The following is a 25060-nucleotide window of genomic DNA, read 5'->3' as shown; positions in this document are numbered from 1 at the left end:
CCGGCCCCCCCCCCCACCGGCCCCCCCCCCGCCGGGGGGGCCGCCCCCGGGGGCCGCCCCCACCGGCGTAGCAACCCACAGATTTCCTGCAAAGGACGGATTTACCAGAATGGCGAACTACACCGCCGCTGACGTGAAGCGCCTGCGCGAGATGACCGGCGCCGGCATGATGGACTGCAAGAAGGCCCTCGAGGAGAACGGCGGCGACTTCGACAAGGCCGTCGAGTTCCTCCGCATCAAGGGCGCCAAGGACGTCGGCAAGCGCGCCGAGCGCGCCACCGCCGAGGGCCTGGTCACCGGCGACGGCGGCGTCCTCATCGAGCTCGACTCCGAGACCGACTTCGTCGCGAAGAACGCCGACTTCCAGGCGCTCGCCGCGAAGATCGTCGAGGTCGCGAAGACCCTCAAGACCTCCGACGTCGAGGCGCTGAAGGGTGCCGAGCTCGACGGCAAGACCGTCAACGAGGTCGTCCAGGAGCTGTCGGCCCGCATCGGCGAGAAGCTCGAGCTGCGCCGCGTCGTGGCCTTCGAGGGCCAGACCGCCACCTACCTGCACCGCCGCGGCTCCGACCTGCCGCCGGCCGTCGGCGTGCTCGTCGAGTTCACCGGTGACGACGCCGAGGCCGCCCGCGGTGCCGCCATGCAGGTCGCCGCGCTGCGCGCGAAGTACCTGACCCGCGAGGAGGTGCCGGCCGAGATCGTCGAGAACGAGCGCCGCATCGCCGAGCAGACCGCCCGCGAAGAGGGCAAGCCGGAGCAGGCCATGCCGAAGATCATCGAGGGCAAGGTCAACGCCTACTACAAGGACAACGTCCTGCTCGAGCAGCCGTCGGTCAAGGACAACAAGAAGACCGTCAAGGCCCTGCTCGACGAGGCCGGCGTGACCCTGACCAAGTTCGCGCGCTTCGAGGTCGGCCAGGCCTGACTTCAGGCCAGGGCGTAGGTTCTACACCCACAGTGCCCCGTCTCCGTCCATCGGGGACGGGGCACTGTCGGGTCCAGAGAAGAAAAGCACGCGCGAAGGGCGTAGGAGGCGACATAGATGGGTGACCGGGTCGAAGGTGGCTACCGGCGGGTGCTGCTGAAGCTGGGCGGCGAGATGTTCGGCGGTGGTTCGATCGGTGTCGATCCGGACGTCGTCCACTCGGTCGCCCAGCAGATCGCCGACGTCGCCCGCACCGGTGTCCAGGTCGCGGTCGTGATCGGCGGCGGCAACTACTTCCGGGGCGCGGAGCTGTCGCAGCGCGGCATGGACCGCGACCGCGCCGACTACATGGCGATGCTGGGCACCGTGATGAACTGCCTGGCGCTGCAGGACTTCCTGGAGAAGGAGGGCCTGCCCACCCGCGTGCAGACCGCCATCACGATGGGCCAGGTCGCCGAGCCCTACATCCCGCGCCGCGCCGAGCGTCACCTGGAGAAGGGCCGCGTCGTGATCTTCGGCGCCGGGGTCGGCATGCCGTACTTCTCCACCGACACCGCGGCCGCGCAGCGGGCGCTCGAACTGGGCTGCGAGGCCGTGCTGATGGCGAAGGCCGTCGACGGCGTCTACACCGCGGACCCGAAGGCCGACCCGACCGCCGAGATGTTCCGCGAGATCACCCACCGCGAGGTGCTGGAGCGCGACCTCAAGGTCGCCGACGCGACGGCGTTCAGCCTGTGCATGGACAACAACATGCCGATCATCGTGTTCAACCTGCTCACCGAGGGGAACATCGCCCGCGCGGTGAGTGGTGAAAGAATCGGCACGTTGGTCAGCACCCCCACTGCCGGGGTGCCGGCCTAGACCTGCTGGGATCAGCAAGCGCCACCCATCACAACTACGGGAGTGACCGTGATCGACGAGACCCTCCTCGATGCCGAGGAGAAGATGGAAAAAGCGGTGTCCGTCGCCAAGGACGAGCTGCAGTCGGTTCGCACCGGCCGGGCTTCGTCGGCGATGTTCTCGCGGATCGTCGTCGAGTACTACGGCTCGCCGACCCCGCTCAACCAGCTGGCCAGCGTGAACGTGCCGGAAGCCCGGATGGCGCTCATCAAGCCGTACGACCAGTCGCAGCTCGGCGCGATCGAGAAGGCGATCCGGGAGTCCGACCTCGGGGTCAACCCGAGCAACGACGGCCAGGTCATCCGCATCGTCATCCCGCAGCTCACCGAGGAGCGGCGCAAGGAGATGGTGAAGGTCGCCAAGGGCAAGGGCGAGGACGCCCGCGTCTCGATCCGCAGCGTCCGCCGCAAGGCCAAGGACGAGCTCGACCGCATCGCCAAGGACGGCGAAGCCGGTGAGGACGACGTCGCGCGCGCGGAGAAGGAACTGCAGAACCTGACCGACACCTACGTGCACAAGGTCGACGAGCTGGTCAAGCACAAGGAAGCCGAGCTGCTCGAGGTCTGATGGCACAGGTGAGCGAGGAACGCGAGGACCGGGTGGACGCCACCGGAGCACACCCGGCGGCCGCGCCCGGGACGCCGGAGCCGGGTGACGCCGGCACCCCGGCCACGCCGGAGTTTCCGGGCACGGCCGGGGCTTCGGCGACCTCGGAAACCGGTGGGACGGCGGCGACGCCGGTCGTGCCGGAGACCTCGGGCACCGGCGAGGCGGCGCGGTTGTCGGCCGCCGGCACCGCCGAGGCGGACACGCCGGCAGCCTTGCGGACTGGCGAAGCGGGCGGCGCTGCGGCGGACACGCCGGCAGCCTTGCGGACTGGCGAAGCGGGCGGCGCTGCGGCGGACACGTCGGCAACCTTGCGGACCGGCGAGGCGGGTGGCGCTGTGGCACAACCGCCCGCGGCTTCGGACTCGGGCGCGTCGGACACGCCGGCGCCGGCGGAGGCCGTCAAGAAGGCCTCCAAGGCCGGTCGCAACCTGCCCGCCGCCATCGGGGTCGCGTTGCTGCTCGGCGCCGCGATCATCGTTTCGCTGCTCACCGTTCGCTACCTCATGATCGGGATCATCGCGATCGCGATCGCGGTCGGCACCTTCGAATTCGCCGGGGTGCTGCGCCGGGTCGCCGACATCCGGGTCGCGATGATCCCGGTGCTCGTCGGCGGGCAGGCGATGATCTGGCTCGCCTGGCCGTTCGGGCGGGAAGGCGCGCTCACCGCGTTCGTCCTCACCGTGCTCGCTTGCCTGCTCTGGCGGCTGCCCGGCGGGGCGAAGGGCTACCTGCGCGACATCAGCGCCTCGACGTTCGCCGCCGCCTACCTGCCGCTGTTCGCCGCCTTCGCGGCGATGCTCGTGCCGCCGGAAGACGGCGTCGGGCGGGTTCTCACCTTCCTGATCGGCGTCGTCGCGTCGGACACCGGTGGCTACATCGCCGGTGTGCTCGGCGGGAAGCACCCGATGGCGCCCACCATCAGCCCGAAGAAGACCTGGGAAGGCTTCGCCGGTTCGCTGATCGGCGGGGTCGTGGCCGGGGCGCTGACGCTCAGCCTGATGCTCGACGGCCACGTCTGGCAGGGCGTGATCTTCGGTGTCGCCATCGTGCTCACCGCGACCCTCGGCGACCTCGTCGAGTCGCTGATCAAGCGCGACCTCGGCGTCAAGGACATGGGCACGCTGCTGCCCGGGCACGGCGGGATCATGGACCGCCTCGACTCGCTGCTGCCCTCGGCCGTCGTGTCCTGGCTGCTGCTTTCGGCTTTCGTTCCGGTCTAGTCGTCGTACGGGTCGTCGACCTCGGCGCGGCCCCAGCCCTCGGTGGCGCGCGAGTGGTCGATCACCGCGAAGACCGCGCCCTCCGGGTCGGCGAGGATCGACATCCGGCCGAACGGGGTGTCGTAGGGCTGGATCACCACCGTGCCGCCGTGCATGATCGCCTCGCCCGCGACCGCGTCGACGCCGCGGGCCGGGTCGATGTCGAAGTACACGAGCCAGTGCGGCGGGGTGTCCAGGCTGTACTCCGAGCCCATCACGTACCGGTACAGCACCGGCTCGTGCTCGATGAGCCATTCGACGTAGTCGAGCGTCTCGCCGTCGCCGATCTGATGGCTGCCGTAGGTGAACAGCTTGGTGTAGAAGTGATCCGCCGCGACGCCGTCGTGGGTGTTGAGGTCGGCGCCGCTGAAGGTGTTCGGGATGCCGGTGATGAACTCCCAGTTCGGCGGCACCTCCCAGAACACCACCGGCGCGCCGCACGCGTCGAGGGCGTGCATGATCGTGCCGCGGTCCGGGATGGTGACCGGCCCGAGGGTGATCTGCCCGCCGAGGTGCTCCACCCACTCGGCCGCGCTCGCGGTGTGCGGCACGGAGATGTGCGGCACCCACCCCAGCGGGGCGCCCTGGGCCGCGCGGTAGAGCCCGCCGACGGGGACGGTGTTGAGCGCCGCGATGGCGTACCGGCCGTCGGAGGTCGCCGGGTCCCGCTGAGTGGTGTACTCCCAGCCGAAGAGGGCACCGTAGAATCTCTCCGCCACGGCCTGCTCGCGGCAGGCCAGCTCGATCCAGCACGGAATTCCGGCCGGGACCGGGGACGGGGTACTGGACGGGCCGATTGCCATGGGTGCTCCTCCCGATACCCACCGGATTCTAGGCGTGATCGGGGAGTTTTTCCGCCAAGAATCCGCCACCGGGAGAGCACGGGCCGGCGACGAGGACCCGGAAGGAGCAGCGGGGTGCGGTGGTCGTCGCGGCGCGCGGAGGTCGTGCCCAGCCCCAACATCTGGTACTACCAGGCCGATTACGAGCTGGAGAACCGGGCGCAGGACAGCACCGGCGAGATCTGGCGGGTGCTGCGCGAGGAGCACGACTGGACCGGCCGGGACGTGCTGGACGTCGGCTGTGGTGACGGGTTTCACTTGCCGCGCTTCGCCCGTGACGCGCGATCGGTGCTGGGGGTGGAGCCGCACGAACCGTTGGTGCGCAGCGCACTCGAGCGGATCGAGGGACTGTCGAACGTGGACGTCCGGATGGGCCGGGCCCAGCGGCTGCCGGTCCGCAGCGCGAGCGTCGACGTCGTGCACGCGCGCACCGCGTACTTCTTCGGGCCCGGGTGCGAGCCGGGGCTGGCGGAGGCCGAGCGGGTGCTGCGGCCGGGCGGCGCGATCCTGATCGTCGACCTCGACGTGACGAGCGAGCCCTATGGTCGCTGGATGCGCGCCGACCTACCGCACTACGACCCGGCCGCCGTGGAACGGTTCTTCGCCCGGGCCGGGTTCGGCTGCCGCCGCGTCGCGACCGAATGGCGGTTTGCGACCGCCGCGGACCTCGAAGCGGTGCTGAAGATCGAGTTCAGCAAGCGGGTCGCCGAACAGGCGATCGCGGAGTCCTTGCAGCGTAACGGGAATCGCGGCGAAGACCTGACGCTGCCGGTGGGCTACCGCGTCCACACGCGGGTGAAGCCCACCGGCCTCGTCCTGCCAGGTCACTCGGCCGCCGCCTCGCCCGAAGCGGACTCGTCCTCGTCTTCGCCGAGGATGCCGTAGAGCGAGCGCCGGGCGTCGTTGAGGACCTCGGCCGCGCGGGCCTGCTGGCTTTCGGTGCCCGCGCGCATGATCTGCACGACGGCGGCGGCGAGGTTCTTGCCCGCCTTCGCGAGCCCGACCTCGACCGGGTCGACGTCCTGGGCGATCTGCTCCCACGGCGGCGTGCTGTCCTGCTGCTCCGCGGCGGCGCGGCCGGCGTCGGTCAGCTCGAACAGCTTCTTGCCGTGCTCGTCCTTGCTGATCACCAGGCCTTCGTCGGCCAGCAGCTGCAGCGTCGGGTAGACCGAGCCGGGGCTGGGCCGCCAGAAGCCGCCGGAGCGCTCGCCGATTTCGCGGATGATCTCGTAGCCGTGCCGGGGCTGCTCGGCGAGCAGCGCCAGGATCGCGGCGCGGACGTCACCGCGGCGGCTGCGCCGTCCGCCGTGACCCCGCCGGTGCGGGCCGTGGCCGCGACCGCGGCCACCGGGGCCGAAGCCCGGGGGGAACTCGCCGAAACCGCCGAAGGGCCCGAAAGGTGCGCGCCCACGCTCGTGGGCGAAGGGGTGTCGTTGCCTACGCATGTCGTGTTCCTTTCTCGAACTGTTGCGACACGTTCACGATATATCGAAAACAGTCGGCTGGCAACCCGCCTCCGGTGAGCTCGCTCACGGAACTTGAGTCTCCAAGATCCGGCGACCTAGATTAGGCACGCCTAACCACCTGTTAGCAGAGGTAACGACCAGTGCGGACCCGCTCGCTCCCGCTCACGGCCGGGCTGCTGGTCCTCACCGCGGCCGTGGCCGCCGCCGTGCTGCTCAGCATCGGTGTCGGCACCCGGGGTCTGAGCCCGGGCACCGTGCTGGACGCGCTCTTCCACTTCGACGCGGGCAACCCCGACCACCTCGTCGTCCGCGAACTCCGGCTCCCGCGCACCCTCGCCGGGGTGCTCGCCGGCCTCGCGCTGGGCCTGTCGGGCGCCGTCATCCAGGGCGCGACGCGCAACCCCCTGGCCGATCCGGGACTGCTCGGCGTCAACGCGGGCGCCGCCCTGTTCGTGGTGCTCGGCATCGGCACGTTCGGCCTCACCAGCGTCGGCGGGTACGTCTGGTTCGGCTTCCTGGGCGCCGCGGCGGCCGGGGGTGTCGTCTACGGCATCAGCTCCCTCGGCCGGGCCGGCGCGACACCGGTGAAGCTCGCCCTCGCCGGCGCCGCGGTGACGGCGGCGCTGGCCTCGGTGACGAGCGCGCTGCTGCTCACCGACCAGACGACGTTCGACCAGTACCGCTTCTGGCAGGTCGGCTCGCTGACCGGCCGCGACGCGGCGACGATCACCCAGGCCGTGCCGTTCGTGGTGGCCGGCGTGCTCCTCGCGCTGGTCGCCGCCCGCCAGCTCAACGCGCTCGCCCTGGGCGAAGACGTCGCCCGCTCGCTCGGTCAGAACGTGCCCGTCGCGCGGCTGGTGTGCGCGCTCGCCGTCGTCGTGCTCTGCGGTTCCGCGACGGCGATCGCCGGGCCGATCGCGTTCGTCGGGCTGACCGTCCCGCACGCCGCGTGGCTCGTCACCGGGCCCGACCACCGCTGGCTGCTGCCGTACTCGGCGTTGCTCGCGCCGCTGCTCCTGCTGGTCTCCGACGTCGTCGGCCGCGTGGTCGCGCGCCCGGCCGAGGTGCAGGTCGGGATCGTCACCGCGCTCGTCGGCGCGCCCGTGTTCGTCTTCCTGGTGCGGCGCCGGAAGGTCGTGGCGGTGTGAACGCCGTCGAGGTGGTCGCCGCCGCGCGTCGGCGCGGCTCGGTCCGGGCCGTTGTCGTTTCGGCCGCGCTGACGCTCGCGATCGTGGTCGTCTTCGCGGTTTCCCTGGCCGTTGGCGACTTCCCGGTGCCGCTCGGCGACCTCCCCGGCCTCCTCTTCGGAGGGGACGGTGTCGGTCGCGCCGCGTACGTCGTCACGGAGCTGAGGCTGCCGCGCGCGATCACCGGCGTCCTCGTCGGCGTCGCCTTCGGGACGTCGGGCGCGCTCTTCCAGCGCCTGCTGCGCAATCCGCTGGCCAGCCCGGACGTCATCGGCGTGACGCAGGGCGCGAGCGCGGCGGCGGTCGTGGCGATCGTGCTGTTCGGCGCCGGGGGAGCGGTCGTCTCGGCCGCGGCGCTGGCCGGCGCGCTGCTCACCGGCGTCACGATCTACCTCCTCGCCCGCCGCGGCGGCGTGCACGGCTACCGGCTGGTGCTCGTCGGCGTCGGCATCGGCGCGGTCCTGTCCAGCGTCGTGTCCTACCTGATGACCTGGGCCGACGTCACCCTCGCCCAGCAGGCCCTGGTGTGGCTGACCGGCAACCTCAACGGCCGGAGCTGGGACCACGTCGTGCCGCTCGCGGTGGCGCTCGTCGTCCTGCTGCCCGCGGCGCTGCTGCGGAGCCGCGCCCTCGCCGGGCTCCAGCTCGGCGACGACACCGCGGCCGGGCTCGGGCTCGACGTCGAACGCAGCCGCGTCACCCTGCTGCTGATCGCCGTCGCGCTCGCGGCCTTCGCGACGGCGGCCGCCGGCCCGGTCGCGTTCGTCGCCTTCGTGGCCAACCCGATCGCGACCCGGCTCGTCGGCGGGGCCCGCGCGGGACTGCTGCCCGCGGCGCTGACCGGCGCGCTCGTGGTGCTGCTGGGCGACTTCGCGGCCCAGCACCTGCTCGGCGAGCAGGTGCCGGTCGGCGTCGTCACCGGCGCCGTCGGTGCCCCGTACCTGCTGTGGCTGCTGGCCACCGCCAACCGCGCCGGCCGAGTGTGAGGAACGCCGTGACACTGCACACCGAGAACCTCGACCTCGGCTACGGGCCGCTGCGCGTGGTCAAGGACCTCTCCGTCCGGATCCCGCCCGGCAAGGTCACCATGATCGTCGGGACCAACGCCTGCGGGAAGTCGACGCTCCTGCGCGGCCTCGCCCGGCTGCTCACCCCGACGGCGGGCGCGGTCTACCTCGACGGCAAGGGCATCACGACGTGGCGCAGCAAGGACGTCGCCACGGTGCTCGGCCTGCTCCCGCAGTCGCCGACCGCGCCCGAGGGCATCACGGTCGCCGACCTCGTCGGCCGCGGCCGCTACCCGCACCAGGGCGTCTTCCGCCGCTGGAGCGCCGAAGACGACGAAGCGGTGGCCCGCGCGCTGACCGCGACCGACACCGTCGAGCTGGCCGCCCGCCCGGTCGACGAGCTGTCCGGCGGGCAGCGCCAGCGCGTCTGGATCGCCATGGCCCTGGCGCAGCGGACGCCGTTGCTGCTGCTCGACGAGCCCACGACGTTCCTCGACATCGCCCACCAGGTCGAGGTCCTCGACCTGCTGTCCGACCTGAACGCCGAGGACGGCCGCACGATCGTCATCGTCCTGCACGACCTCAACCTGGCCGCCCGCTACGGCGACCACCTGATCGCGATGAAGGACGGCCGGATCGCCGCCGAAGGCGCGCCCGCCGAGATCCTCACCGCCGACCTCGTCGCCGACGTCTTCGGCATGCCCTGCCAGGTCATCGAAGACCCGGTCTCCGCCACGCCCCTGGTCGTCCCGATCGGCAGGCGGCGGGCCACACCCCGAGAAGAAGGAACCCCCGATGCGTCCTAAGTGGACACCTTTGGCCGCCGTCCTCGTGTCGGTCACGCTCCTCGCCGCCTGCGGCCAGCCGGAGAAGCCGAGCAGCTCCGGCGTCGGCGACACCGACGTCGCCACCGGCGGCCGGCTGTTCTCCACCGCGGACACCGAGACGGCCAAGCTCGGCGCGGACGTCGGCCCCGGCGTCTTCCCGCGCACGGTGACCCACGCGCTCGGCAAGACGAAGCTGGACAAGAAACCCACGCGGGTCGTCGTGCTCGACAGCGGCGAGCTGGACGACGTCCTCGCGCTCGGCGTCACCCCGGTCGGCATGGCCACCACGGCCGGGCAGAGCGGTGTGCCGTCCTACCTCGCCGACCGCGTCAAGGGCATCCCGGCGGTCGGGGACATCAACAACCTCAACCTCGAGCAGATCGCGGCGCTGACACCGGACCTGATCGTCGGCAGCAAGCTGCGCGCCAAGGACCTCTACCCGCAGCTGTCGAAGATCGCGCCGACGGTGTTCAGCATCCGGCCCGGGTTCCCGTGGAAGGAGAACCTGCTGCTGGCCGGGGCGGCGCTGGGCGACGAAACGAAGGCCGTCGGCCTGCTGAACGACTACCAGAAGCGCGCCAACGAGGTGAAGGCTTCGGTGAAGGGCGCGCCGAAGATCTCGCTGCTGCGCTTCCTCTCCGGCAACATCCGGCTCTACGGCAACCTGTCCTTCATCGGCGTGATCCTCAAGGACGTCGGCCTCGCGCGGCCGGCCAACCAGAACATCAACGAGCTCGCGGCGCAGATCTCCAAGGAGCGCATCGACGAGGCCGACGCCGACTGGATCTTCTACTCCAGCTACGGCGCGGGCCCGAGCGCGGACGAGAAGGCCGTCACGAGCAGCGGGTTGTGGGCCGGGCTCGGCGCGGTGAAGGCGCAGCACGCGATCCCGGTCGCCGACGAGGTGTGGTTCCTCGGGCTGGGCCCGATCGGGGCGATGAAGGTTCTCGACGACCTCAAGAAGTACCTCGGCTGAACAAGGTTCTGAGAAGATCGGCGCGTGCCGGACACCATCGACGAGATCGACGCGCGCCTGCTCGAAGCGCTGGGTGATGACCCGCGGGCCACGGCGGTCGCGCTGGCCGAGCGGCTGGGCCTGTCCCGCAACACGGTGCAGGCCCGGCTCGCGCGGCTCGAGCAGCGCGGCGTCCTCCGGTCGTTCGAACGCCGCATCGACCCCGCGCGGCTGGGCTACCCGCTGCGGGCGTTCGTCAACGCGCAGGTCGACCAGCGGCGCCTCGCCGAGATCGTCGTGGCCGTCGACGCCGACGACCTCTACCGGATCGCCGGGCACATCCTCGCTTCGCCCGGGGTGGAGCGGACGAACATCTCGCTCGTCATGCGGGAGCTCGTCCCGTACCGCCTGACGCCCCTGCTGGAGCGGGTGCATTCTGCGCAGCCGGAGGCCTGAGCTCTCCGGCTCCACTGCGCATTCTGCGCACTTTCGACCGCATCGGTTGTGCGATGCGTCCACCGGTGCTGTTCTGGTGTGCGCTTCCTGCACGAAAGGTGTCGACGATGACCCATGCCCCCGTGACCGCCCCGGCGCTCACCGCGATCGAGCAGCGGGTCCTCTGGCTCGCCACCGCGATCGTGCACCAGGCCAACCGGGTCCGGCCCAACCCCTCGGGGCTGAAGGTCGGCGGGCACCAGGCGTCGTGCGCGTCGCTGGTCTCGATCATGACGTCGCTGTGGTTCCGGCACCTGCGCCCCGAGGACCGCGTCTCGGTGAAGCCGCACGCGTCGCCGGTGCTCCACGCGATCAACTACCTGCTCGGCGAGCTGGACGAGGTCTACCTGCCGACCCTGCGCGAGTTCGGCGGCCTGCAGAGCTACCCGAGCCGCGCGAAGGACCCCGATCCCGTCGACTACTCGACCGGCTCGGTCGGCATCGGCGCCACCGCCCCGATCTGGGGCGCGCTGGCCCGCCGCTACCTGACGACCCGGGGCTCGGACGCGGGCACCGGCCGCCAGTACTCGCTGGTCGGCGACGCCGAGCTGGACGAGGGCGCGATCTGGGAGGCCATCCTCGACCCGGCCGTCGCCGAGCTGGGCGAGATCGTCTGGATCGTCGACCTCAACCGCCAGTCGCTCGACCGGGTCGTCCCGAACATCGCCGCCGGGCGGCTGCAGGGCATGTTCGACGCGGCCGGCTGGCAGGTCCTGACGCTGAAGTACGGGCGGCTGCTGGAGGAACTGTTCACCCGGCCGGGCGGCGCCGAGCTGCGTGCCCGCATCGACGCCATGCCGAACCCCGAGTACCAGCGGCTGCTGCGCTGCGACGCCGCCCAAGTGCGCGACCGGCTGCCCGCCGGCAACGCGGCCCTCGCCGGGCTGGTCGCTTCGCTGGACGACGAGACGCTGCTGGCCGCGATCCGCAACCTCGGCGGCCACGACCTCGGCTCGCTCGACGAGGTCTTCGCGTCCATTGCGGACGACCGGCCGACGGTCATCTTCTGCTACACGGTCAAGGGCCGCGGCCTGCCGACGCAGGGACACCCGCAGAACCACTCGTCGCTCCTGACCGTGGCGCAGATGGAAGAGCTGGCCGCTTCGCTGGGTACGGACCTCGCTTCGCCGTGGGAGGGCTTCGCTCCCGAGTCACCCGAAGCCGCGTTGTGCGCTGAAGTTGCTTCGCGCCTTCGCCGTCCGGACGTTCCTTCGGCGCCTTCGCTGAACCTGCCCGTCGACATCGGGCGTACGCCGTCCGGGACCGCGACGACGCAGGCGGCGCTGGGCCGCGTCTTGCTCGACCTGACGCGCGAAGCGCCCGAAGCGGCGAAGCGCGTCGTGACGGTCAGCCCCGACGTCAGCTCGACGACCAACCTCGGCGGCTGGGTCAACAAGGTCGGCGTCTGGTCGGCGACCGAGCGCCGCGACTGGTTCGAGGACGACCCCGAGACGATCATGCACTGGCGGGAGAAGCCGACCGGCCAGCACGTCGAGCTGGGCATCGCCGAGACGAACCTCGTCGGCCTGCTCGGCGAGCTGGGCGCGACCTGGAGCCGCTGGGGCGAGCCGCTGCTGCCCATCGGCGTCATGTACGACCCGTTCGTCGAGCGCGCGCTGGAGCCGTGGTCGTTCGGCATCTACGCGGGCGGCCAGTCGATCCTGATCGGCACGCCGTCCGGCGTCACGCTCGCCCCGGAGGGCGGCGCGCACCAGTCGATCACCACGCCGTCGATCGGCATCGAGCAGCCCGGCTGCGTCAGCTACGAACCGGCGTTCGCGATCGACACCGAGTGGACGCTGCTGGCCGCGCTCGGCCGGCTCGGCAAGCCGGGCGGGACGTCGTCGTACTTCCGGCTCTCGACGCGGCCGGTCGACCAGACCCTGGCCGCGGTGCCCACGGACCCGGCCGCCCGCGAACGCCGTCGCCGCCAGGTCGTGGCGGGCGCGTACCTGCTGCGGCGTGCCGCTTCACCCGCGGTCACGCTGGCGGCGATGGGCGCGCTGGTGCCCGGCACCCTGGCGGCGGCCGAGCGGCTGGCCCAGGCCGGCGTCGAGGCCGACGTCGTGTGCGTGACCAGCCCGGGCCTGCTGTTCGAGGCGGTCCAGGCCCGGTCCGGCCGGGGCGGCGCCGAGTCGTGGATCCTCGACCAGGTCTTCCCGGCCGCGCGGGCTCGCCCGTTGGTGACGGTGCTCGACGGTCATCCGCACACGCTGGCGTTCCTGGCCGGGATCAACCGGGTCCCGTCGGTCGCGCTCGGCGTCACCGGCTTCGGGCAGTCGGGCTCGCTGGAGGACGTCTACCGCTACCACGGCATCGACACGGACGCGATCATCCGGGCCGCGCTCGACGCCGTCAGCTGAAGGTCGCGCCGGCGAGCAGGGTGTCCATCTTGGCGTCCCAGCCCGGGAAGGAGCCGTACTGGACGATCAGGACCCGGCTCGTCGGCAGCCACCACATCCGGACCTGGTTGTTCTGCGCCGAGTTCTCGCAGGTGACCTGCCAGCGGGCGTACTCGGCCTTCTTCGGCCCGATCGGCGCGAACCCGGAGTCGAGGAGCTTGCTGCCGGTGGCCTCCGCGGCCTTCCCGGGCGGCGACGCGGGCGTGATGCAGGTCGGCGTGTCCGTGCCGGTGTACCAGCCGAAGGGCCGTTTCGCGCTCGGCGGGTTGATCGGCGCGGCGGGGTCCGCCGTCCGCAGGTCGAGGACGCGCGCTTCGCAGACGACGGTGCCTTCGGCGATGCAGCCGTCCAGTAGGCCGTCCGGGCTGTGCGCGGTGTAGGTCGCGCCCGGCGGGAGCGGCAGGTGCAGCGACCCGACGTTCGCCTGCGGCACGCTCGGCGCGTTCTCGGCCGGAGCGCCGCAGGCGGCGAGGCCCAGGGTGACCGCGACCACCAGGACAAGGTGCCGGAAGGACACGCGCTCACCTCTTTCGTCGGACGCCGCGTTCACGGTGGATCATCCCGGTGGGTGAGGCGGCCCCGCCGGCCGGGGGCCGCCCGTGACCTGGGGTACACGTCGTGGGGGCGCCGAGGGCGGCCCGGGCAGGCACGTGGGACACTGGACCGGTTATGACTGCCCTCCCGCTTGTCTTCGACGCGCCCAAGCGCGGCCTGCCGCCGCGCCACCTCGCCGACCTTTCGGTGTCCGAGCGCGCGGCCGCCGTCGCCGAGCTGGGGGAGAAGCCGTTCCGCGCGAAGCAGCTGTCGAACCACTACTTCTCCCGCCTGACAGTCGACCCGGCGGAGATGACGGACATCCCGGCGGCGTCGCGCGAGCGCCTGGTCGAGTCGTTGATGCCGACGCTGCTGACCGAGGTCCGCGCCCTGGCGGCCGACGACGGCGCGACCCGCAAGACGCTGTGGCGCGCGCACGACGGCACGCTGCTGGAGAGCGTCCTGATGCGCTACCCGGACCGCGCGACGCTGTGCATCTCGAGCCAGGCGGGCTGCGGCATGGCGTGCCCGTTCTGCGCGACCGGCCAGGGCGGCCTCGACCGCAACCTGTCGACGGCGGAGATCGTGGACCAGGTCCGCTCGGCGGCGGCGGTCATGCGCGACGGCACGATGCCGGGCGGGCCCGGCCGGCTGTCGAACATCGTCTTCATGGGCATGGGCGAACCTCTAGCGAACTTTGTCCGAGTCGTGAAGGCCGTTCGCCGAATCACGGACCCCGCGCCGGGTGGCCTCGGCATCGGGCAGCGGTCGGTGACGGTGTCAACCGTGGGTCTGGCGCCGGCGATCCGGAAGCTTGCCGACGAGAAGATGCAGGTGCGTCTCGCGGTGTCGCTGCACACGCCGGATGACGAGCTGCGGGACACGCTGGTGCCGGTGAACAATCGCTGGTCGATCGACGAGGTCCTCTCCGCGGCCCGGTACTACGCCGATACCTCCGGACGGCGGGTCTCGATCGAATACGCCCTCATCCGGGACATCAACGACCAGCCGTGGCGGGCCGAGTTGCTCGCGAAGCGTTTGCGCCAGCACCTGGGCCAGCTGGTCCACGTCAACGTCATCCCGCTGAACCCGACGCCGGGCAGCAAGTGGGATGCCTCGCCGAAGCCGGTCGAGCGCGAGTTCGTGCGCCTGGTGAACGCGGGCGGAGTCGCTTGCACCGTCCGGGACACCCGTGGTCAGGACATCGCGGCTGCCTGTGGTCAGCTGGCCGCTGAAGGCTGATTCTGTTCGTTTCGATGATGGAGTGTTTGTCGTGATGTATGCGCCCAGCCTGTTGGATCCGGCTGCGGAGGAGCTTCGGCTCGCGGACGTGGTCGGCCGCGGCGCGACCGAGGTGGCGCGTGAAGCGCGGACCCTGTTGGGTGAGCGGTTCAGCTCGGTGACGTTCATGTACGTGTTGATGCGGGCGTTCGAGGTGGAGTACACCGCCGCACGGGACGCGTCGCGGTGGCACGAGTTCCATGGAGGGCCGCGGGCGCTGTCGGACGCTGATCTGGAGGAGCTGCTCGCTCCGTGGCTTGATCGCTGATCGGCCGCCTGAGGTGGGCGCCCGCGACCTCGTCGGCTCGAACCCGCACCACCCGCCGGTGGACCCGGCCCGACGGACCGGAGGTCCGTCGGAGAGACTGGGGGCCAGTGCCCGCCCTCTCGACCTGGAGCCTTTGATGCCGCAAGGGACCGTCCGTTGGTTCGACGCCGAACGTGGTTTCGGCTTCCTCGCGCCCGAGGACGGCTCGCCGGACGTGTTCGTGCACGCCTCCGAGATCGTCGGGGACGGCGGCGCGAAAGTGCTCCGCGAGGGTCAGGCCGTCGTGTTCGAGGTCGGCGAGAACGACCGCGGGCCCCAGGCGCTGCGCGTTCGCGTCACCGCCGATGCGGCCACCGGCAGCGCCGTGGGCCTGCTCGGCACCATCAACTGGTACGAGCCGGCCAAGGGGTACGGCTTCGCCTCACCGGACGGCGGCGGCGCCGACATCTTCGTGCACAGCTCCGCCATCGTGACCGGCGGCGTGGTCACCGAGGGGCAGCGGGTGGCCTTCCTGATCGTCGAAGGCGAGCGCGGCCCGCAGGCCGGGCACGTGATCCCGCTGGGAGCAGGGGCCGGCTCACCCGCTGCGGCCGGTATCGCGGACGGTGCCGACGGCACGGTGGCCTGGTACAACGAGGACAAGGGCTTCGGCTTCATCAACCCCGACTCCGGCGCCGGGGACGTCTTCGTTCACGCCCGGGCCCTGGCCGAGGGGCTGACGTGGCTCGCGGAGGGCGACCGCGTCGCCTACGACGTGGCCAGTGGAGACAAGGGCCCGCAGGCCCGCGACGTGCACCTGGTCCGGGGCGCCGAGCCCCAGACGGCGCGGTCGGCGCCTGCCGCGGCCGCAGGGCCGGCGGCGCGGGACGTGCCCGTACGAGGCGGCGAGGGCGTCGTCGCGCGCTACGACGCCGACCGGGGCTTCGGCTTCATCACCCCGGACGCAGGCGGCGACGATCTCTTCGCCCACGCGTCCGTGATCATGGGGTCGGAGCCGCTGCAGAAGGGTGACCGGGTCCGGTACGCGGTGCGTCAGAGCGACCGGGGCCCGCAGGCCGACCGCATCGAACGCCTCTGAAGAGGCGGCCCCACCGATGGCTGATCAGAGCGCTCGTTCATCCCCGTCGATGGTGCCGTCGGCAACGCGGCTGCAGCCTCCTCCAGGAGATCGATCTCCCTCGTGGTGACGGGGTCGTCTTGTTCACTGGCTGCCGGAAAGCTGCTCAATGGGGCCACGTGCTGGCACTCTCGTGCACGAGGCCGGGCGCGCGCTGGTGAGCATCGTGACTGGCGGAGGCATGTATCGGATCGGGATCAGCGGCGCCGCGTCCGGGCGGACGGCGCGTTTTGGCACCGCCCCTGGCCGCTGTGGTTGCTGGTGGAGTGCAATGCGAACGGCCGCCGTCGGTGCCGGGGGCTGTTGGGCGCGGACGTCGCCGTGTTGCGGGACAACCTCAAGCCGGAGATCGGCGACGACCTGCTGGCGCGTGGCTTCCTGGTTCGACCACCAGTTGGGCCGGTTGGCTGATCTGCTCGGCGTTTGACCGAGCAGATCAGCACAGGTGAATAAGCGCACCGCTGCGGAAACTGTCACAGTCGCCCCATGACGCATGCGGTGGTGCTGGGCGCGAGCATGGGTGGACTACTGGCGGCGCGGGCGTTGGTCGGCTCCTACGACCGGATCACGGTGGTCGATCGGGATTCCCTGGCGGCCGACGTCGTGCACCGGCGGGGGGTGCCGCAGGCCAGGCATTTCCACACCATCCTGCTGCGCGGCAAGGATGCGCTCGACGAGATGTTCCCCGGCTTTTCGGCCGAGCTGGTCGCGGCGGGCGCGGTGCCGGTGGGGTTCAATGTGGACGCGCGGTTCGTGCTGGCGGGTCACCCGATGGTGCGCTCGGACACCGGCGCGGCGGACATCCAGGCGACCCGGCCGATGCTGGAGGGCGCGGTTCGGGCGCGGGTGGCGACCTATCCCGGCGTGCGGATCGTGCCCGACTGCGACGTGGTCGGGCCGGTGTTCGAGGGCGACCGAGTGACCGGCGTCCGGGTCGACCGCGACGGCGCGGAGGAGGTGTTGGCCGCCGACCTCGTCATCGACGCGATGGGCCGGTCCGGTCGGGCCCGGTCGTGGCTCGCGTCGGTCGGCCTGCCGACGCCCGCCGAGGACCGGATCGACGTCAACATGATGTACGCCAGCAGGCTCGTGCGGCCGGAGACACCGTTCCAGGACAAGCTGGTGCTGGTCGGCCCGGTGCCCGGTCGGCCGACCGGGTTCGCGTTCGCCGCGCAGGAGGGCGGCGACTGGATGGTCACCCAGGTGGGCATGGCGGGTGACCACCCGCCGACCGACGAAGCGGGCTTCCTGGCGTTCCTCAAGCGGTCCGCGCCACCGGACGTGCAGGACGCCGTGGCCGCCTCCGAACCGGTGAGCGAGATCCGCACGCACCGGTTCCCGGCGAGCCTGCGCCGCCGCTACGAGCACCTGCGGCAGTTCCCGCCGGGTCTGCTCGTATTCGGTGACGCGATGTGCAGCTTCAATCCGATCTACGGCCAAGGCATGACCGTCGCGGCGTTGGAGTCCGAGGCCCTGCGGCGGTGCCTGGAGATCGGCGACGCGAACCTGTCCACGCGGTTCTTCCGCGCCGCGGCCAAGATCATCGACCCGGTGTGGCAACTCAACGCGCTCGGAGACCTGGCGCTGCCGGAGATCCCCGGCCACCGCTCGCTGTCCACCAAGACGCTGAACCGATACGTGGCCCGGCTGCAACGCGTCGCCGCGCACGACCCCGTGGCCGCCGCCGCGTTCATCCGCACCATCGGGCTCCTGCAACCGCCGACGTCGATCCTGCGCCCGGACGTGCTAGCGCGCGTCGTGGTCGGGGGCCTGCGTCACACCTGAGCCGCCGAGGCCCGCGCACCGGCTCCTTGGGCACCGTGCTGCTGCCGTTCGCGTTCCTCGCGGTGAGCGCGGTCTACGTGATCGCGGGGTGGTCAGCCGCCGGGTGCAGCCGCGCAACCGGATCGGGCTGTTGTTGGTGCTCTGCTCACGCTGCCGCGTCGGCTGGTCGTCGGACGATGGCGAGGGTCAGGCGGTCGGCGTCTTCGGTGCCGGGCTCGGTGGTGTAAACGGTGATGCGCAGGTCGTCCAGGGCGACGAGCAGCGTGTCGCAGTCCAGGGTGATCGGGCCCGACCGCCGGGTCGTCGATGGTCTTGCGCCGGGACGGGTCGGTCAGGGGCGGCGGTGCCTCGGCGTCCCAGAGTTCGGCGAAGCGCGGGCTGCCGGAGGTCAGGTCGGCGATCAAGCGCCGCAGCGCGCGGTCGGCCGGGTAGCGCGAGGCCGTCAGGCGCCGGGGTCGAAGTTGGACGCGTCGCCGAAGCCGGTGGAGCGGGAGTTCGTGCGGCTGGTGAACGCGGGCGGAGTAGCGTGCACGGTGCGTGACACGCGCGGCCAGGAGATCGCCGCCGCCTGTGGGCAGCTTGCTGCCGAAGGCTGAGTTTCGTTTCGGTTATGGAGAAATCGTCGTGATGTATGCGCCCAGCCTGCTGGACCCGGCTGCGGAATCGTTGAAGCTGTCGGACGTCTGTGGTGCCACGCAGGTCGCCCGCGAAGCCCGGACGTTGCTGGGTGAGCGGTTCAGCTCGGTGACGTTCATGTACGTGCTGATGCGCGCGTACGAGGTCGAGTACAACGCGGCACGCGACGCTTCGCGCTGGCACGAGTTCCACGGCGGGCCGCGGGCGCTGTCGGACGCCGACCTGGAGAAGCTGCTCGCTCCGTGGCTCGACCGCTGACCGGACGCGGTCAGCCGGTGGTTGCCGCGGGCTTGTGCTCGAAGCGGGCGATCTCGAGGAGGGATTCGACCGCCTGGCGCACCGACGCTTCCCAGAGCACCTCGCCGTAGGCGGGGGTCGCCTGGGTGGGGTCTCCGACGACGCCGGGGGTGCCGAAGTCGTTCGACAGCCAGCCGAAGCTGACCGGGCGCCCGTTGAAGCCGATGTGCTCGAACTCCGCCAGGTGCTCGGGCACCCAGCGCTCGGCGCGCGAGAGGTCCACGAGGTCGGGGCGGAGGTGCAGGACGAGGGAGGTCTCCGCGGCGCCGCCGTGGATGCCGAGCCCCCGCTCGTCGAGCCCTTCGCCGGCAGGCGGGTCCGTGCGGGCGAGCGAAGGCATGAGGAACGTCTTGAGCCCGAAGCGTTTCCGGATTTCCCGCAGCGCCACCTGCAGGAGCGCGACGTTGCCGCCGTGCCCGTTGACGAACACGAGTGTCCGGGCCCCCATGAGCTCCACCGCCCGCCCGATTTCGACGACCGTGCGGAACAGGGTCTCGGTGTCGAGCCAGACCGTGCCGGGTGCCCAGCTGTGCTCGTCCGATTTCGTGTAGGTGAGCGTCGGGAGCTGCCAGACGTCGACGCCCGCGGCGGCGGCGCGCTCGACGGCGGCGCCGGCGACCGCTTCGGCGAGCAGGGCGTCGGTGCTGAGCGGCAGGTGCGGCCCGTGGTGCTCGATCGCCCCGGTCGGGAGGACCACGATCGAGTCCTTGCCGATCCGGTCCGCGAGAGCCGGGCCCGCGAGTTCGGCGATGGCGCGGCTCATATCTTGGCCTGCGCGGGCAGGGTGACGGCGAGCTCGGGCACGCCGAGGTGGCCGGGGTTGAGCAGCCCGTCCGGGTCGGTGCGTTTCTTGAGCGCGAGGAGCTCTTCGACTCCGTGGTCGACGTAGAACTGGTGCGGGCTGTGGACGCGCACGCCGAGTTCGACGAGCTTCGCGTATCCGGCGTAGACGTCCGCCGCTCCCGTGTACTCCGCGACGAGCATCCCGATGGGGAAGCGATGTGCGGCTTCGATGTGCAGGATGCCGCCGGGGTACACGGCCTCGACCTCGTGGATGCGGTCGATCAGTGCTTCGCCGCCGACCTCGACGTGGAAGTACTCCTTGCCGGGGCTGTTCTTCTTGAGCCACCAGATGGGGTGGTTGTAGGAGAGCATCGAAACCTTGATCGTCTGCTGGACCCCTTCGCGGACGTCTTCGACCGAGCCACCGGCGGCGGAGATGAGCGACGACGCGGCATCGAGCGCCGTCACGTCGACGATCGCGCGCAGGTTCGCGCGCCCGGCGGGGATCGCCGGGTCCGCGGGGAGCCGTTCCGCCACGGCGGCCCGGTCCGCGCTCACCAGCCGGGGCAGCGGATCGAGCCCGCGGAGCGCCCGCACCGCGCCGAGTGCCTCCTCGAAGGTGGGGAAGCTCGCGTAGACGGCCCGCCAGTCCTGGGCCGGTTCGAGCCGGACCGTCGCGCGGGCGATCACCCCCGCGGTGCCGTAGGTGTGCACGAAAGTCTGCGCTTCGTCGCCCTCGACGTGGGTGAGAGCCGGCGTGGTACCCGGCAGGGCGACGTCGAGCGCGACGACGAAGCCTTCCCAGTTCGTGCCGTGCGCGATCGATCCCGTGCCGCCCGAACCCCCGGAGAGGAAACCGCCCACAGTGGACTGCGCGGTCGACGGATACATCCAGAGCTGCTGGCCGCTCGCGTCGGCAGCGCGTTCCAGGAGCGCCAGGGAGGCGCCGGCTTCGGCCGTGATGACGCCGTCGCCCACTTCGACGACGGCGCGGGCGCGCGTCGTGTCGAGGATCAGGCCGCCGTGCAGCGGGATGCCCTGCCCGTAGTTGCCCGTCCCCTTGCCGCGGGCGGTGACGGGGACGCGGTGGCGGGTCGCGGCGGCCACGACCGCCGCGATCTGCTCCGCGTCCGCCGGATAGGCCACGAGGTCGGCGAGGCCGAGCGGGAGCTGCTCGGAGAGGATGGGGCTCATCGTGGCCTCGTCGACCGAGGCGCGCTCGCGGGTCTTGAGGTCGGTGCTCACGCCGCGCTCGCCGAGCAGTTCGACGAGTTCGGCCCGCAGCGCCTCGAGGCTCTCAGTGCTGGTCATGGCGCTCCTGTTCACCAGCCGAGGCTGATCTTCGGGTCGAGGAACTGGTTCGTGACGAGGTCGGCCGCGGTGAGGCCACTCTTGACGTGGCCGCCCGTCTTGGAAAAGACCGGCGCCGCGATCTTGATGAACTCGGATACGCGCTTGTCGTCCATCGCGCCGACGTGGCCGGTGCCGGCGTCGGTCGCGATCTTGAGGTCCTTCATCTGCGCGACGGCGGCCTTGCCCACCGCGGCGTTGTACGTCCAGCCGTTGTTGTAGGCCTGCACGAGCTTGACGATGAGGTCGTTCGTCGCCGCCGGGTTCTGCAGGAAGTCGACGTCCGCCTGCTGCATGACGGGCACGAGCTTCTTGAGGCACGGCGAGAGCGAGGCCAGTTCGCTGGTGCGGACGGACATCGTCTGGGGGTACGGGGACCAGCCGGTGTCCGCGACCAGCTGGAACTTGAGCGGCTTGCCCCACGCGGCGATTTCGTTCTGGTAGACGTACGGCTCGGCGGTCGCGAAGCCCTGCTGCGCGTCCTTGCCCTTGGCGGTCACGAACTTCGCCGGAGCGCCGTCGTAGCTCCCGTCGAGGATGCCGGCGGGCAGGTAGCCCGCGTCGGTGAGATAGTCCATGTAGGCGGCGCCGTTGAAGTACCGGACGACGCCGCCGTTCGCCTGGAGCCGGATGCCGAGGTCCTTGATGGTGGTGACGTCGGGGTAGGTCTTCGGGTCCCACATGATCATCATCGGTGACTTGTCGTTCTGGGCGAACACGGCCGTGGTCGGCATGTCCCCGGAGAACTGGACGGCCTCGTCGGTGGAGACGTAGCCGAGGGTGATCGACTTGTCCTGGTTCATCTGGGCCGAGACCTTCGAGAAGCCGATCGCCGGCCCGCCGGCGCGGACCTGGAGCTTGACGCCGGTCGGCCTGCCGTTGGCGTAGAGGTCGCTCGTCACGGACTTCTGGCTGGCATCGATCGAGGGATTCGGGCCGAGCAGCTGGTAGAGGTGCCCGTGGTCGGCCTCGGGATTCCAGTCGGTCTGGACGACGACCGTCGACGGGCACACACCGGCGAGGTCGACGGCGGGCCCGGTCGGGACGGGCGCCGGGGGCGCTGCGCCGGCGTCGGCCGACCCGCTTCCACCGCAGGCGGTGAGGGCGACGGCAAGCGTGGCGACGGACAGGATGACGGCGGCGGGGCGGGGTCGGGTGCGCATGGGGCTCCGTTTCGGGGACGGGGAGGTCAGGTGAAGTCGAACCAGCGGCCGACCGCGAGCCGGCCGATGAGCCCGAAGGCGAGGAAGACGGCGATGCCGTAGAGCGAGGCGATGATGATCGTCGCGTAGAGCTCGGGCCCCATCAGGCGGGACGCCGTGACCTGGATGAGGACGCCGAGGCCGGGATCGCCGCGCTGGAAGAACTGGTCGCCGACGATCGCGCCGATCACGGACAGCCCCGCGGAGGTGCGGAGGCCGACGAAGATCGAGGGGAGCGCGGCTGGGATCTGCAGCTTGACCAGGCGGGTCAGCCGGCTCGCGCCTTGGAGCGCGAAGAGCTCGCGTTGCGCGTGGTCCGCGGAATGCAGGCCGAAGAGCGTGTTGGAGACCATGGGGAACAGCGCGATCATGACGGTCACGATCACGCGGGAGAGGAAGGCGTAGCCGAACAGCGCCCCGATGAGCGGCACGAGCGCGAGGATCGGCACGCACTGGAGCACGACGGCGTACGGGTACAGCGCCTTCTCGAGGCCCTTGGCCTGGGCCATGACGGTGGCCCACAGGATCCCGAGGACGATGGCGGCGCCGAGACCGGTGAGCGAGACGAGCGTCGTGCGGCCGAGTGCGGCCCACAGCTCCGCGTTGAACCCGGTCGGGGCGCCGTCGGGGCGGGTGTCGTCGATGATCGCCGTCAGCACGAGGTGCGGGTACGGCACGAGGTAGGGCGACTCGACCACCTGGTCGTAGTACGCCGCCACCGCGTACCACAGCCCGGCGAAGACGCCGAAGGCCACGACGGGCTGCCACCACGACGCCGGTTTCCGGATGCGTCGCGGCTGCAGGGCGGCCGTGGTGCGGCGGGCCGCGGTTTCCTGGAGCGTGGGCATCAGCGGTGCCCCTTCCGGAGCGCGTGCGAAACGTCGCCGACGAGCTCGGCGAACTCACGAGTGAAGCGGATGTCGGGATCCCGCGGCATCGGGAAGGGCACGTCGAACCGCGTGACGATGGAGCCCGGCCGGCCGGACATGACGACGACCTTGGTCGAGAGGTAGACGGCCTCGGAGACCGAGTGCGTGACGAACAGCCCCGCGAAGCGCTGCTCGGTGAACAGCCGCAGGAGCTCGTCGTTGAGGCGTTCACGCGTGATCTCGTCGAGCGCCCCGAACGGCTCGTCGAACAGGAACAGTTCGGGGTCGAGCGTGAGCGAGCGCGCGAGTGAGACGCGCATCTTCATGCCGCCCGAGAGCTGTTTCGGAAGATGTTTCTCGAAGCCGCCGAGGCCGACGAGCCCGATCGCGGCGGCTGCCTTCGCGGCCCGGTCCGCCTTGGCCGCCCGGTTGAGCTCGGCGAGGAGTTCGACGTTGCCCTGGACCGACCGCCACGGAAGGAGCGTCGCGTCCTGGAAGACGTAGCCGATGCGGCTCGTGCTCACGTCGGCCGCGCCGCCCGAAGCCGATTCGAGGCCCGACGCGATGCGCAGGAGCGTGGACTTGCCGCAGCCGCTCGGGCCGACGATCGAGACGAAGTCGCCGCGGTCCACCGTGAGGTCGACGCCGCCGAGCGCCGCCGTGCCGTCGGGGAAGACGAGGTCGACGTCGCGGAAGTTCAGCAGGGGCGGGCGGATGGCCGGCTCGGCCGCGGTCGTGGCGGACATGCGGTTCCCTTCAGGAAGCGGGGACGAACCCCGGCAGCGCCGGGAGTTCGCGGTGTGTCTCGGTGATCGCGACGACGCGGCCGCGGTGGACGACGATGCGGTCGGCGGGCGCGGTGGCGATCGCGTCGACGAGGTTCACGGCCCGGATGGCGAGGAAGTCGGCCGGGGCGCCGACCGCCGTCCCCGCGGCCGGCAGTCCCATGACGGATCGCGCCCCGGTGCTCACGAGCCCGTAGGCCTCTTCGGGGGAGAGGTGGCCCGCCGTGACGAGGAGCGACGCGGTTTCGAGTGCGTCGCCGCGGCCCACGGGGTTGAACGGATCGCGCACGTTGTCCGCCCCGGCGCCGAGGCGGACGCCCGCGTCGAGAAGCTCGCGCAAGGGCGCGAGACCGCGCGGCGTCGAAACGGGGTGCTCCCAGCCCTGGAGGTAGAGGTTCGTGCTGGGCAGGGTGACGATGCCGACGTCCGCGGCCTTGACGTCCGCGATGATCGCGTCCCGGCGCGCGGCTTCGAGGGTGCCGAGCCGCACGCAGTGGCCGGCGGTGCGCGGGCGGGCGGCCGGCCAGTCGCGCACCGCGCGGGCGTAGGCGTCGAGGGTGACGGGGCCGGAAAGGTTTTCGTCGGCGTGGAGGTCGGCGCCGATCCCGCGTCGTTCCGCGAGCGCGAGCAGCCGCGTGAGGTCCGCCGCGGGATCGGGAGCGAGGTGCGGAGCGCCGCCGACCAGGTCGACGCCGACGTCCAGGACCGCTTCCACGTGGTGGTCGGGGCAGTGCGGCCCGGCGAGCGCCACGAGCTGGATGTCCATGAGGCCCGCGAGCTCCTCCCGGACCTGGACCAGGGCACGGGCCGCGCGCGTCACGTCTGCGAGGCCGGCACCGCCGTCTTCGAGGACGTCGACGTGGGATCGGATCGCGGTGGTGCCCGCCGCGAGCATCGCGAGAGCCTGAGCCCGGGCGCGCTCGACGATCGACTCGGTACTCATCGCCGACGCGTGGCGCCGCCACGCGTCGATCGCGGAGCCGAGGTCACCGAGCTTCGGGCCGACGGCGTCGAAACTCCGGGCCTTGTCGAGATGGGCGTGGGGCTCGGCCGGGGCGGGAAGCAGCAGCCGGCCACCCAGATCGAGCGTCGGCCCGTGGGGCTCGGCCGTGCCCGCGGCGGTGATCGCGCTGACCACGCCCGAGGCGAACGCGACGTCCACGAGGCGCCCGTCGGGCAGCTGCGCGTTGCGCACCCCGGCGAGCGGGCGGGGCAGCGGGTTCGCCATGCGTTTCTCCGGGTTCGGCGTGTTGCGGAACTGCGGGGATGGTGCGAATGT

At 71.5% G+C, this 25060-nt stretch carries 26 protein-coding genes and 2 pseudogenes; 18 read left to right on the top strand and 10 right to left on the bottom strand.

Translation table 11 applies throughout. The features are described from left to right. Positions 1–109 precede the first annotated feature (109 nt). From tsf to I4Q55_RS11450, 4 genes are all read left to right on the top strand, one after another. Positions 110–925, top strand: a complete 816-nt coding sequence (gene tsf / locus I4Q55_RS11465) for a translation elongation factor Ts (RefSeq protein WP_206786878.1) — start codon at positions 110–112, stop codon at positions 923–925. 117 nt (positions 926–1042) lie between these two features. After that, positions 1043–1786, top strand: coding sequence for a UMP kinase (gene pyrH, locus I4Q55_RS11460; RefSeq protein WP_013223864.1), 744 nt, complete (start codon positions 1043–1045; stop codon positions 1784–1786). A gap of 48 nt (positions 1787–1834) precedes the next feature. Further along, positions 1835–2392: a ribosome recycling factor gene (gene frr / locus I4Q55_RS11455; RefSeq protein WP_003065592.1), complete on the top strand. Its 558-nt coding sequence runs from the start codon at positions 1835–1837 to the stop codon at positions 2390–2392. 377 nt (positions 2393–2769) lie between these two features. Continuing rightward, complete coding sequence (locus I4Q55_RS11450; RefSeq protein ID WP_307793192.1) at positions 2770–3654, top strand: phosphatidate cytidylyltransferase; 885 nt, start codon at positions 2770–2772, stop codon at positions 3652–3654. Here I4Q55_RS11450 and I4Q55_RS11445 read toward each other — a convergent pair. Next, positions 3651–4496 carry a VOC family protein gene (locus tag I4Q55_RS11445; RefSeq protein ID WP_206786867.1) on the bottom strand — a complete coding sequence of 282 codons (846 nt, stop codon included), beginning with the start codon at positions 4494–4496 and terminating at the stop codon, positions 3651–3653. The two genes, I4Q55_RS11450 and I4Q55_RS11445, sit on opposite strands and share 4 nt — an antisense overlap. 114 nt (positions 4497–4610) lie before the next feature. Here I4Q55_RS11445 and I4Q55_RS11440 point away from each other — a divergent pair, with 114 nt between their 5' ends. Next, complete coding sequence (locus I4Q55_RS11440) at positions 4611–5420, top strand: class I SAM-dependent methyltransferase (RefSeq protein ID WP_206786865.1); 810 nt, start codon at positions 4611–4613, stop codon at positions 5418–5420. On the opposite strand, the gene I4Q55_RS11435 is transcribed toward I4Q55_RS11440, so the two are convergent. Then, positions 5360–5980, bottom strand: a complete 621-nt coding sequence (locus tag I4Q55_RS11435; protein WP_206786863.1) for a PadR family transcriptional regulator — start codon at positions 5978–5980, stop codon at positions 5360–5362. The genes I4Q55_RS11440 and I4Q55_RS11435 overlap by 61 nt on opposite strands. Positions 5981–6141: 161 nt before the next feature. Between I4Q55_RS11435 and I4Q55_RS11430 the strand changes: the two genes are divergently transcribed. The 6 genes from I4Q55_RS11430 (at position 6142) to I4Q55_RS11405 (ending at position 12835) form a co-directional block, all read left to right on the top strand. Next, positions 6142–7149, top strand: a complete 1008-nt coding sequence (locus I4Q55_RS11430; protein WP_206786854.1) for an iron ABC transporter permease — start codon at positions 6142–6144, stop codon at positions 7147–7149. Then, positions 7146–8174 carry an iron chelate uptake ABC transporter family permease subunit gene (locus tag I4Q55_RS11425; protein WP_206786852.1) on the top strand — a complete coding sequence of 343 codons (1029 nt, stop codon included), beginning with the start codon at positions 7146–7148 and terminating at the stop codon, positions 8172–8174. Before I4Q55_RS11430 ends, I4Q55_RS11425 begins: the two co-directional genes overlap by 4 nt. An 8-nt stretch (positions 8175–8182) precedes the next feature. Then, positions 8183–9001, top strand: a complete 819-nt coding sequence (locus tag I4Q55_RS11420; RefSeq protein ID WP_206786851.1) for an ABC transporter ATP-binding protein — start codon at positions 8183–8185, stop codon at positions 8999–9001. Beyond that, positions 8991–9998, top strand: coding sequence for an ABC transporter substrate-binding protein (locus I4Q55_RS11415; RefSeq protein ID WP_206786849.1), 1008 nt, complete (start codon positions 8991–8993; stop codon positions 9996–9998). The genes I4Q55_RS11420 and I4Q55_RS11415 overlap by 11 nt, the downstream gene beginning before the upstream one ends. Before the next feature lie 24 nt (positions 9999–10022). Further along, positions 10023–10433, top strand: coding sequence for an Lrp/AsnC family transcriptional regulator (locus I4Q55_RS11410; RefSeq protein WP_206786847.1), 411 nt, complete (start codon positions 10023–10025; stop codon positions 10431–10433). A 107-nt stretch (positions 10434–10540) separates the two neighbouring features. Next, positions 10541–12835: a pyruvate dehydrogenase gene (locus I4Q55_RS11405; RefSeq protein WP_242545749.1), complete on the top strand. Its 2295-nt coding sequence runs from the start codon at positions 10541–10543 to the stop codon at positions 12833–12835. On the opposite strand, the gene I4Q55_RS11400 is transcribed toward I4Q55_RS11405, so the two are convergent. Continuing rightward, entirely contained in the window at positions 12828–13391 is a 564-nt protein-coding gene (locus tag I4Q55_RS11400) for a hypothetical protein (protein WP_206786845.1), read from the bottom strand. The two genes, I4Q55_RS11405 and I4Q55_RS11400, sit on opposite strands and share 8 nt — an antisense overlap. 152 nt (positions 13392–13543) lie before the next feature. Between I4Q55_RS11400 and rlmN the strand changes: the two genes are divergently transcribed. From rlmN to I4Q55_RS11380, 5 genes and pseudogenes are all read left to right on the top strand, one after another. Continuing rightward, complete coding sequence (rlmN, locus tag I4Q55_RS11395) at positions 13544–14650, top strand: 23S rRNA (adenine(2503)-C(2))-methyltransferase RlmN (protein WP_206786844.1); 1107 nt, start codon at positions 13544–13546, stop codon at positions 14648–14650. Between the two features lie 34 nt (positions 14651–14684). Continuing rightward, entirely contained in the window at positions 14685–14957 is a 273-nt protein-coding gene (locus I4Q55_RS11390) for a hypothetical protein (protein ID WP_206787425.1), read from the top strand. A gap of 136 nt (positions 14958–15093) precedes the next feature. Next, positions 15094–15291 (top strand): annotated as a pseudogene (locus I4Q55_RS50565) (cold-shock protein); the annotation flags it as partial. Positions 15292–15321: 30 nt separating this feature from the next. Then, the gene (locus I4Q55_RS50960) at positions 15322–16035 is read left to right on the top strand and encodes a cold-shock protein (RefSeq protein WP_374194465.1); all 714 of its coding nucleotides are present in this window, start codon (positions 15322–15324) and stop codon (positions 16033–16035) included. 525 nt (positions 16036–16560) lie between these two features. Beyond that, positions 16561–17859, top strand: coding sequence for an NAD(P)/FAD-dependent oxidoreductase (locus tag I4Q55_RS11380; RefSeq protein WP_206786831.1), 1299 nt, complete (start codon positions 16561–16563; stop codon positions 17857–17859). A gap of 92 nt (positions 17860–17951) precedes the next feature. On the opposite strand, the gene I4Q55_RS11375 is transcribed toward I4Q55_RS11380, so the two are convergent. After that, on the bottom strand, positions 17952–18263 hold the full coding sequence (locus tag I4Q55_RS11375) for a hypothetical protein (protein ID WP_242545748.1): 312 nt from the start codon (positions 18261–18263) through the stop codon (positions 17952–17954). A 45-nt stretch (positions 18264–18308) separates the two neighbouring features. Here I4Q55_RS11375 and I4Q55_RS11370 point away from each other — a divergent pair. After that, a pseudogene (locus I4Q55_RS11370) lies at positions 18309–18455 on the top strand (23S rRNA (adenine(2503)-C(2))-methyltransferase RlmN); the annotation flags it as partial. Between the two features lie 31 nt (positions 18456–18486). Then, complete coding sequence (locus I4Q55_RS11365) at positions 18487–18753, top strand: hypothetical protein (protein WP_103343090.1); 267 nt, start codon at positions 18487–18489, stop codon at positions 18751–18753. Positions 18754–18763: 10 nt separating this feature from the next. Here I4Q55_RS11365 and I4Q55_RS11360 read toward each other — a convergent pair whose 3' ends face one another. From I4Q55_RS11360 to I4Q55_RS11335, 6 genes are read right to left on the bottom strand one after another with little or no spacing between them, the layout of a single operon-like run. Then, positions 18764–19555 carry a creatininase family protein gene (locus tag I4Q55_RS11360; protein ID WP_206786829.1) on the bottom strand — a complete coding sequence of 264 codons (792 nt, stop codon included), beginning with the start codon at positions 19553–19555 and terminating at the stop codon, positions 18764–18766. Continuing rightward, a complete protein-coding gene (locus I4Q55_RS11355) occupies positions 19552–20886 on the bottom strand; it encodes an FAD-binding oxidoreductase (RefSeq protein ID WP_206786826.1) in 1335 nt (444 codons plus the stop codon). The genes I4Q55_RS11360 and I4Q55_RS11355 overlap by 4 nt, the downstream gene beginning before the upstream one ends. Before the next feature lie 11 nt (positions 20887–20897). After that, positions 20898–22088, bottom strand: coding sequence for an ABC transporter substrate-binding protein (locus I4Q55_RS11350; RefSeq protein WP_206786824.1), 1191 nt, complete (start codon positions 22086–22088; stop codon positions 20898–20900). A gap of 26 nt (positions 22089–22114) precedes the next feature. Then, positions 22115–22975 carry an ABC transporter permease gene (locus I4Q55_RS11345; protein ID WP_206786822.1) on the bottom strand — a complete coding sequence of 287 codons (861 nt, stop codon included), beginning with the start codon at positions 22973–22975 and terminating at the stop codon, positions 22115–22117. Then, complete coding sequence (locus I4Q55_RS11340; RefSeq protein ID WP_206786819.1) at positions 22975–23742, bottom strand: ABC transporter ATP-binding protein; 768 nt, start codon at positions 23740–23742, stop codon at positions 22975–22977. The genes I4Q55_RS11345 and I4Q55_RS11340 overlap by 1 nt, the downstream gene beginning before the upstream one ends. A gap of 10 nt (positions 23743–23752) precedes the next feature. Continuing rightward, positions 23753–25009, bottom strand: coding sequence for an amidohydrolase family protein (locus I4Q55_RS11335; RefSeq protein ID WP_206786816.1), 1257 nt, complete (start codon positions 25007–25009; stop codon positions 23753–23755). Positions 25010–25060: the final 51 nt, after the last annotated feature.

Source organism: Amycolatopsis sp. MtRt-6, from assembly GCF_017308975.1.
Lineage (GTDB): Bacteria > Actinomycetota > Actinomycetes > Mycobacteriales > Pseudonocardiaceae > Amycolatopsis.
Note: the sequence above shows the minus strand (reverse complement) of the source record. Positions and strands in the feature narration are given on the sequence as shown.

What these genes read in the sequence shown, in the direction of transcription:
- I4Q55_RS11390 (WP_206787425.1), top strand. Translation starts at nt 14,685, where the DNA reads ATGTATGCGCCCAGCCTGTTGGATCCGGCTGCGGAGGAGCTTCGGCTC.
- I4Q55_RS11380 (WP_206786831.1), top strand. Translation starts at nt 16,561, where the DNA reads ATGACGCATGCGGTGGTGCTGGGCGCGAGCATGGGTGGACTACTGGCG.
- tsf (WP_206786878.1), top strand. Translation starts at nt 110, where the DNA reads ATGGCGAACTACACCGCCGCTGACGTGAAGCGCCTGCGCGAGATGACC.
- I4Q55_RS11335 (WP_206786816.1), bottom strand. Translation starts at nt 25,009, where the DNA reads ATGGCGAACCCGCTGCCCCGCCCGCTCGCCGGGGTGCGCAACGCGCAG.
- I4Q55_RS11365 (WP_103343090.1), top strand. Translation starts at nt 18,487, where the DNA reads ATGTATGCGCCCAGCCTGCTGGACCCGGCTGCGGAATCGTTGAAGCTG.
- rlmN (WP_206786844.1), top strand. Translation starts at nt 13,544, where the DNA reads ATGACTGCCCTCCCGCTTGTCTTCGACGCGCCCAAGCGCGGCCTGCCG.
- I4Q55_RS11345 (WP_206786822.1), bottom strand. Translation starts at nt 22,975, where the DNA reads ATGCCCACGCTCCAGGAAACCGCGGCCCGCCGCACCACGGCCGCCCTG.
- I4Q55_RS11435 (WP_206786863.1), bottom strand. Translation starts at nt 5,980, where the DNA reads ATGCGTAGGCAACGACACCCCTTCGCCCACGAGCGTGGGCGCGCACCT.
- I4Q55_RS11415 (WP_206786849.1), top strand. Translation starts at nt 8,991, where the DNA reads ATGCGTCCTAAGTGGACACCTTTGGCCGCCGTCCTCGTGTCGGTCACG.
- I4Q55_RS11355 (WP_206786826.1), bottom strand. Translation starts at nt 20,886, where the DNA reads ATGACCAGCACTGAGAGCCTCGAGGCGCTGCGGGCCGAACTCGTCGAA.
- I4Q55_RS11340 (WP_206786819.1), bottom strand. Translation starts at nt 23,742, where the DNA reads ATGTCCGCCACGACCGCGGCCGAGCCGGCCATCCGCCCGCCCCTGCTG.
- I4Q55_RS11350 (WP_206786824.1), bottom strand. Translation starts at nt 22,088, where the DNA reads ATGCGCACCCGACCCCGCCCCGCCGCCGTCATCCTGTCCGTCGCCACG.
- I4Q55_RS11405 (WP_242545749.1), top strand. Translation starts at nt 10,541, where the DNA reads ATGACCCATGCCCCCGTGACCGCCCCGGCGCTCACCGCGATCGAGCAG.
- pyrH (WP_013223864.1), top strand. Translation starts at nt 1,043, where the DNA reads ATGGGTGACCGGGTCGAAGGTGGCTACCGGCGGGTGCTGCTGAAGCTG.
- I4Q55_RS11445 (WP_206786867.1), bottom strand. Translation starts at nt 4,496, where the DNA reads ATGGCAATCGGCCCGTCCAGTACCCCGTCCCCGGTCCCGGCCGGAATT.
- I4Q55_RS11360 (WP_206786829.1), bottom strand. Translation starts at nt 19,555, where the DNA reads ATGAGCCGCGCCATCGCCGAACTCGCGGGCCCGGCTCTCGCGGACCGG.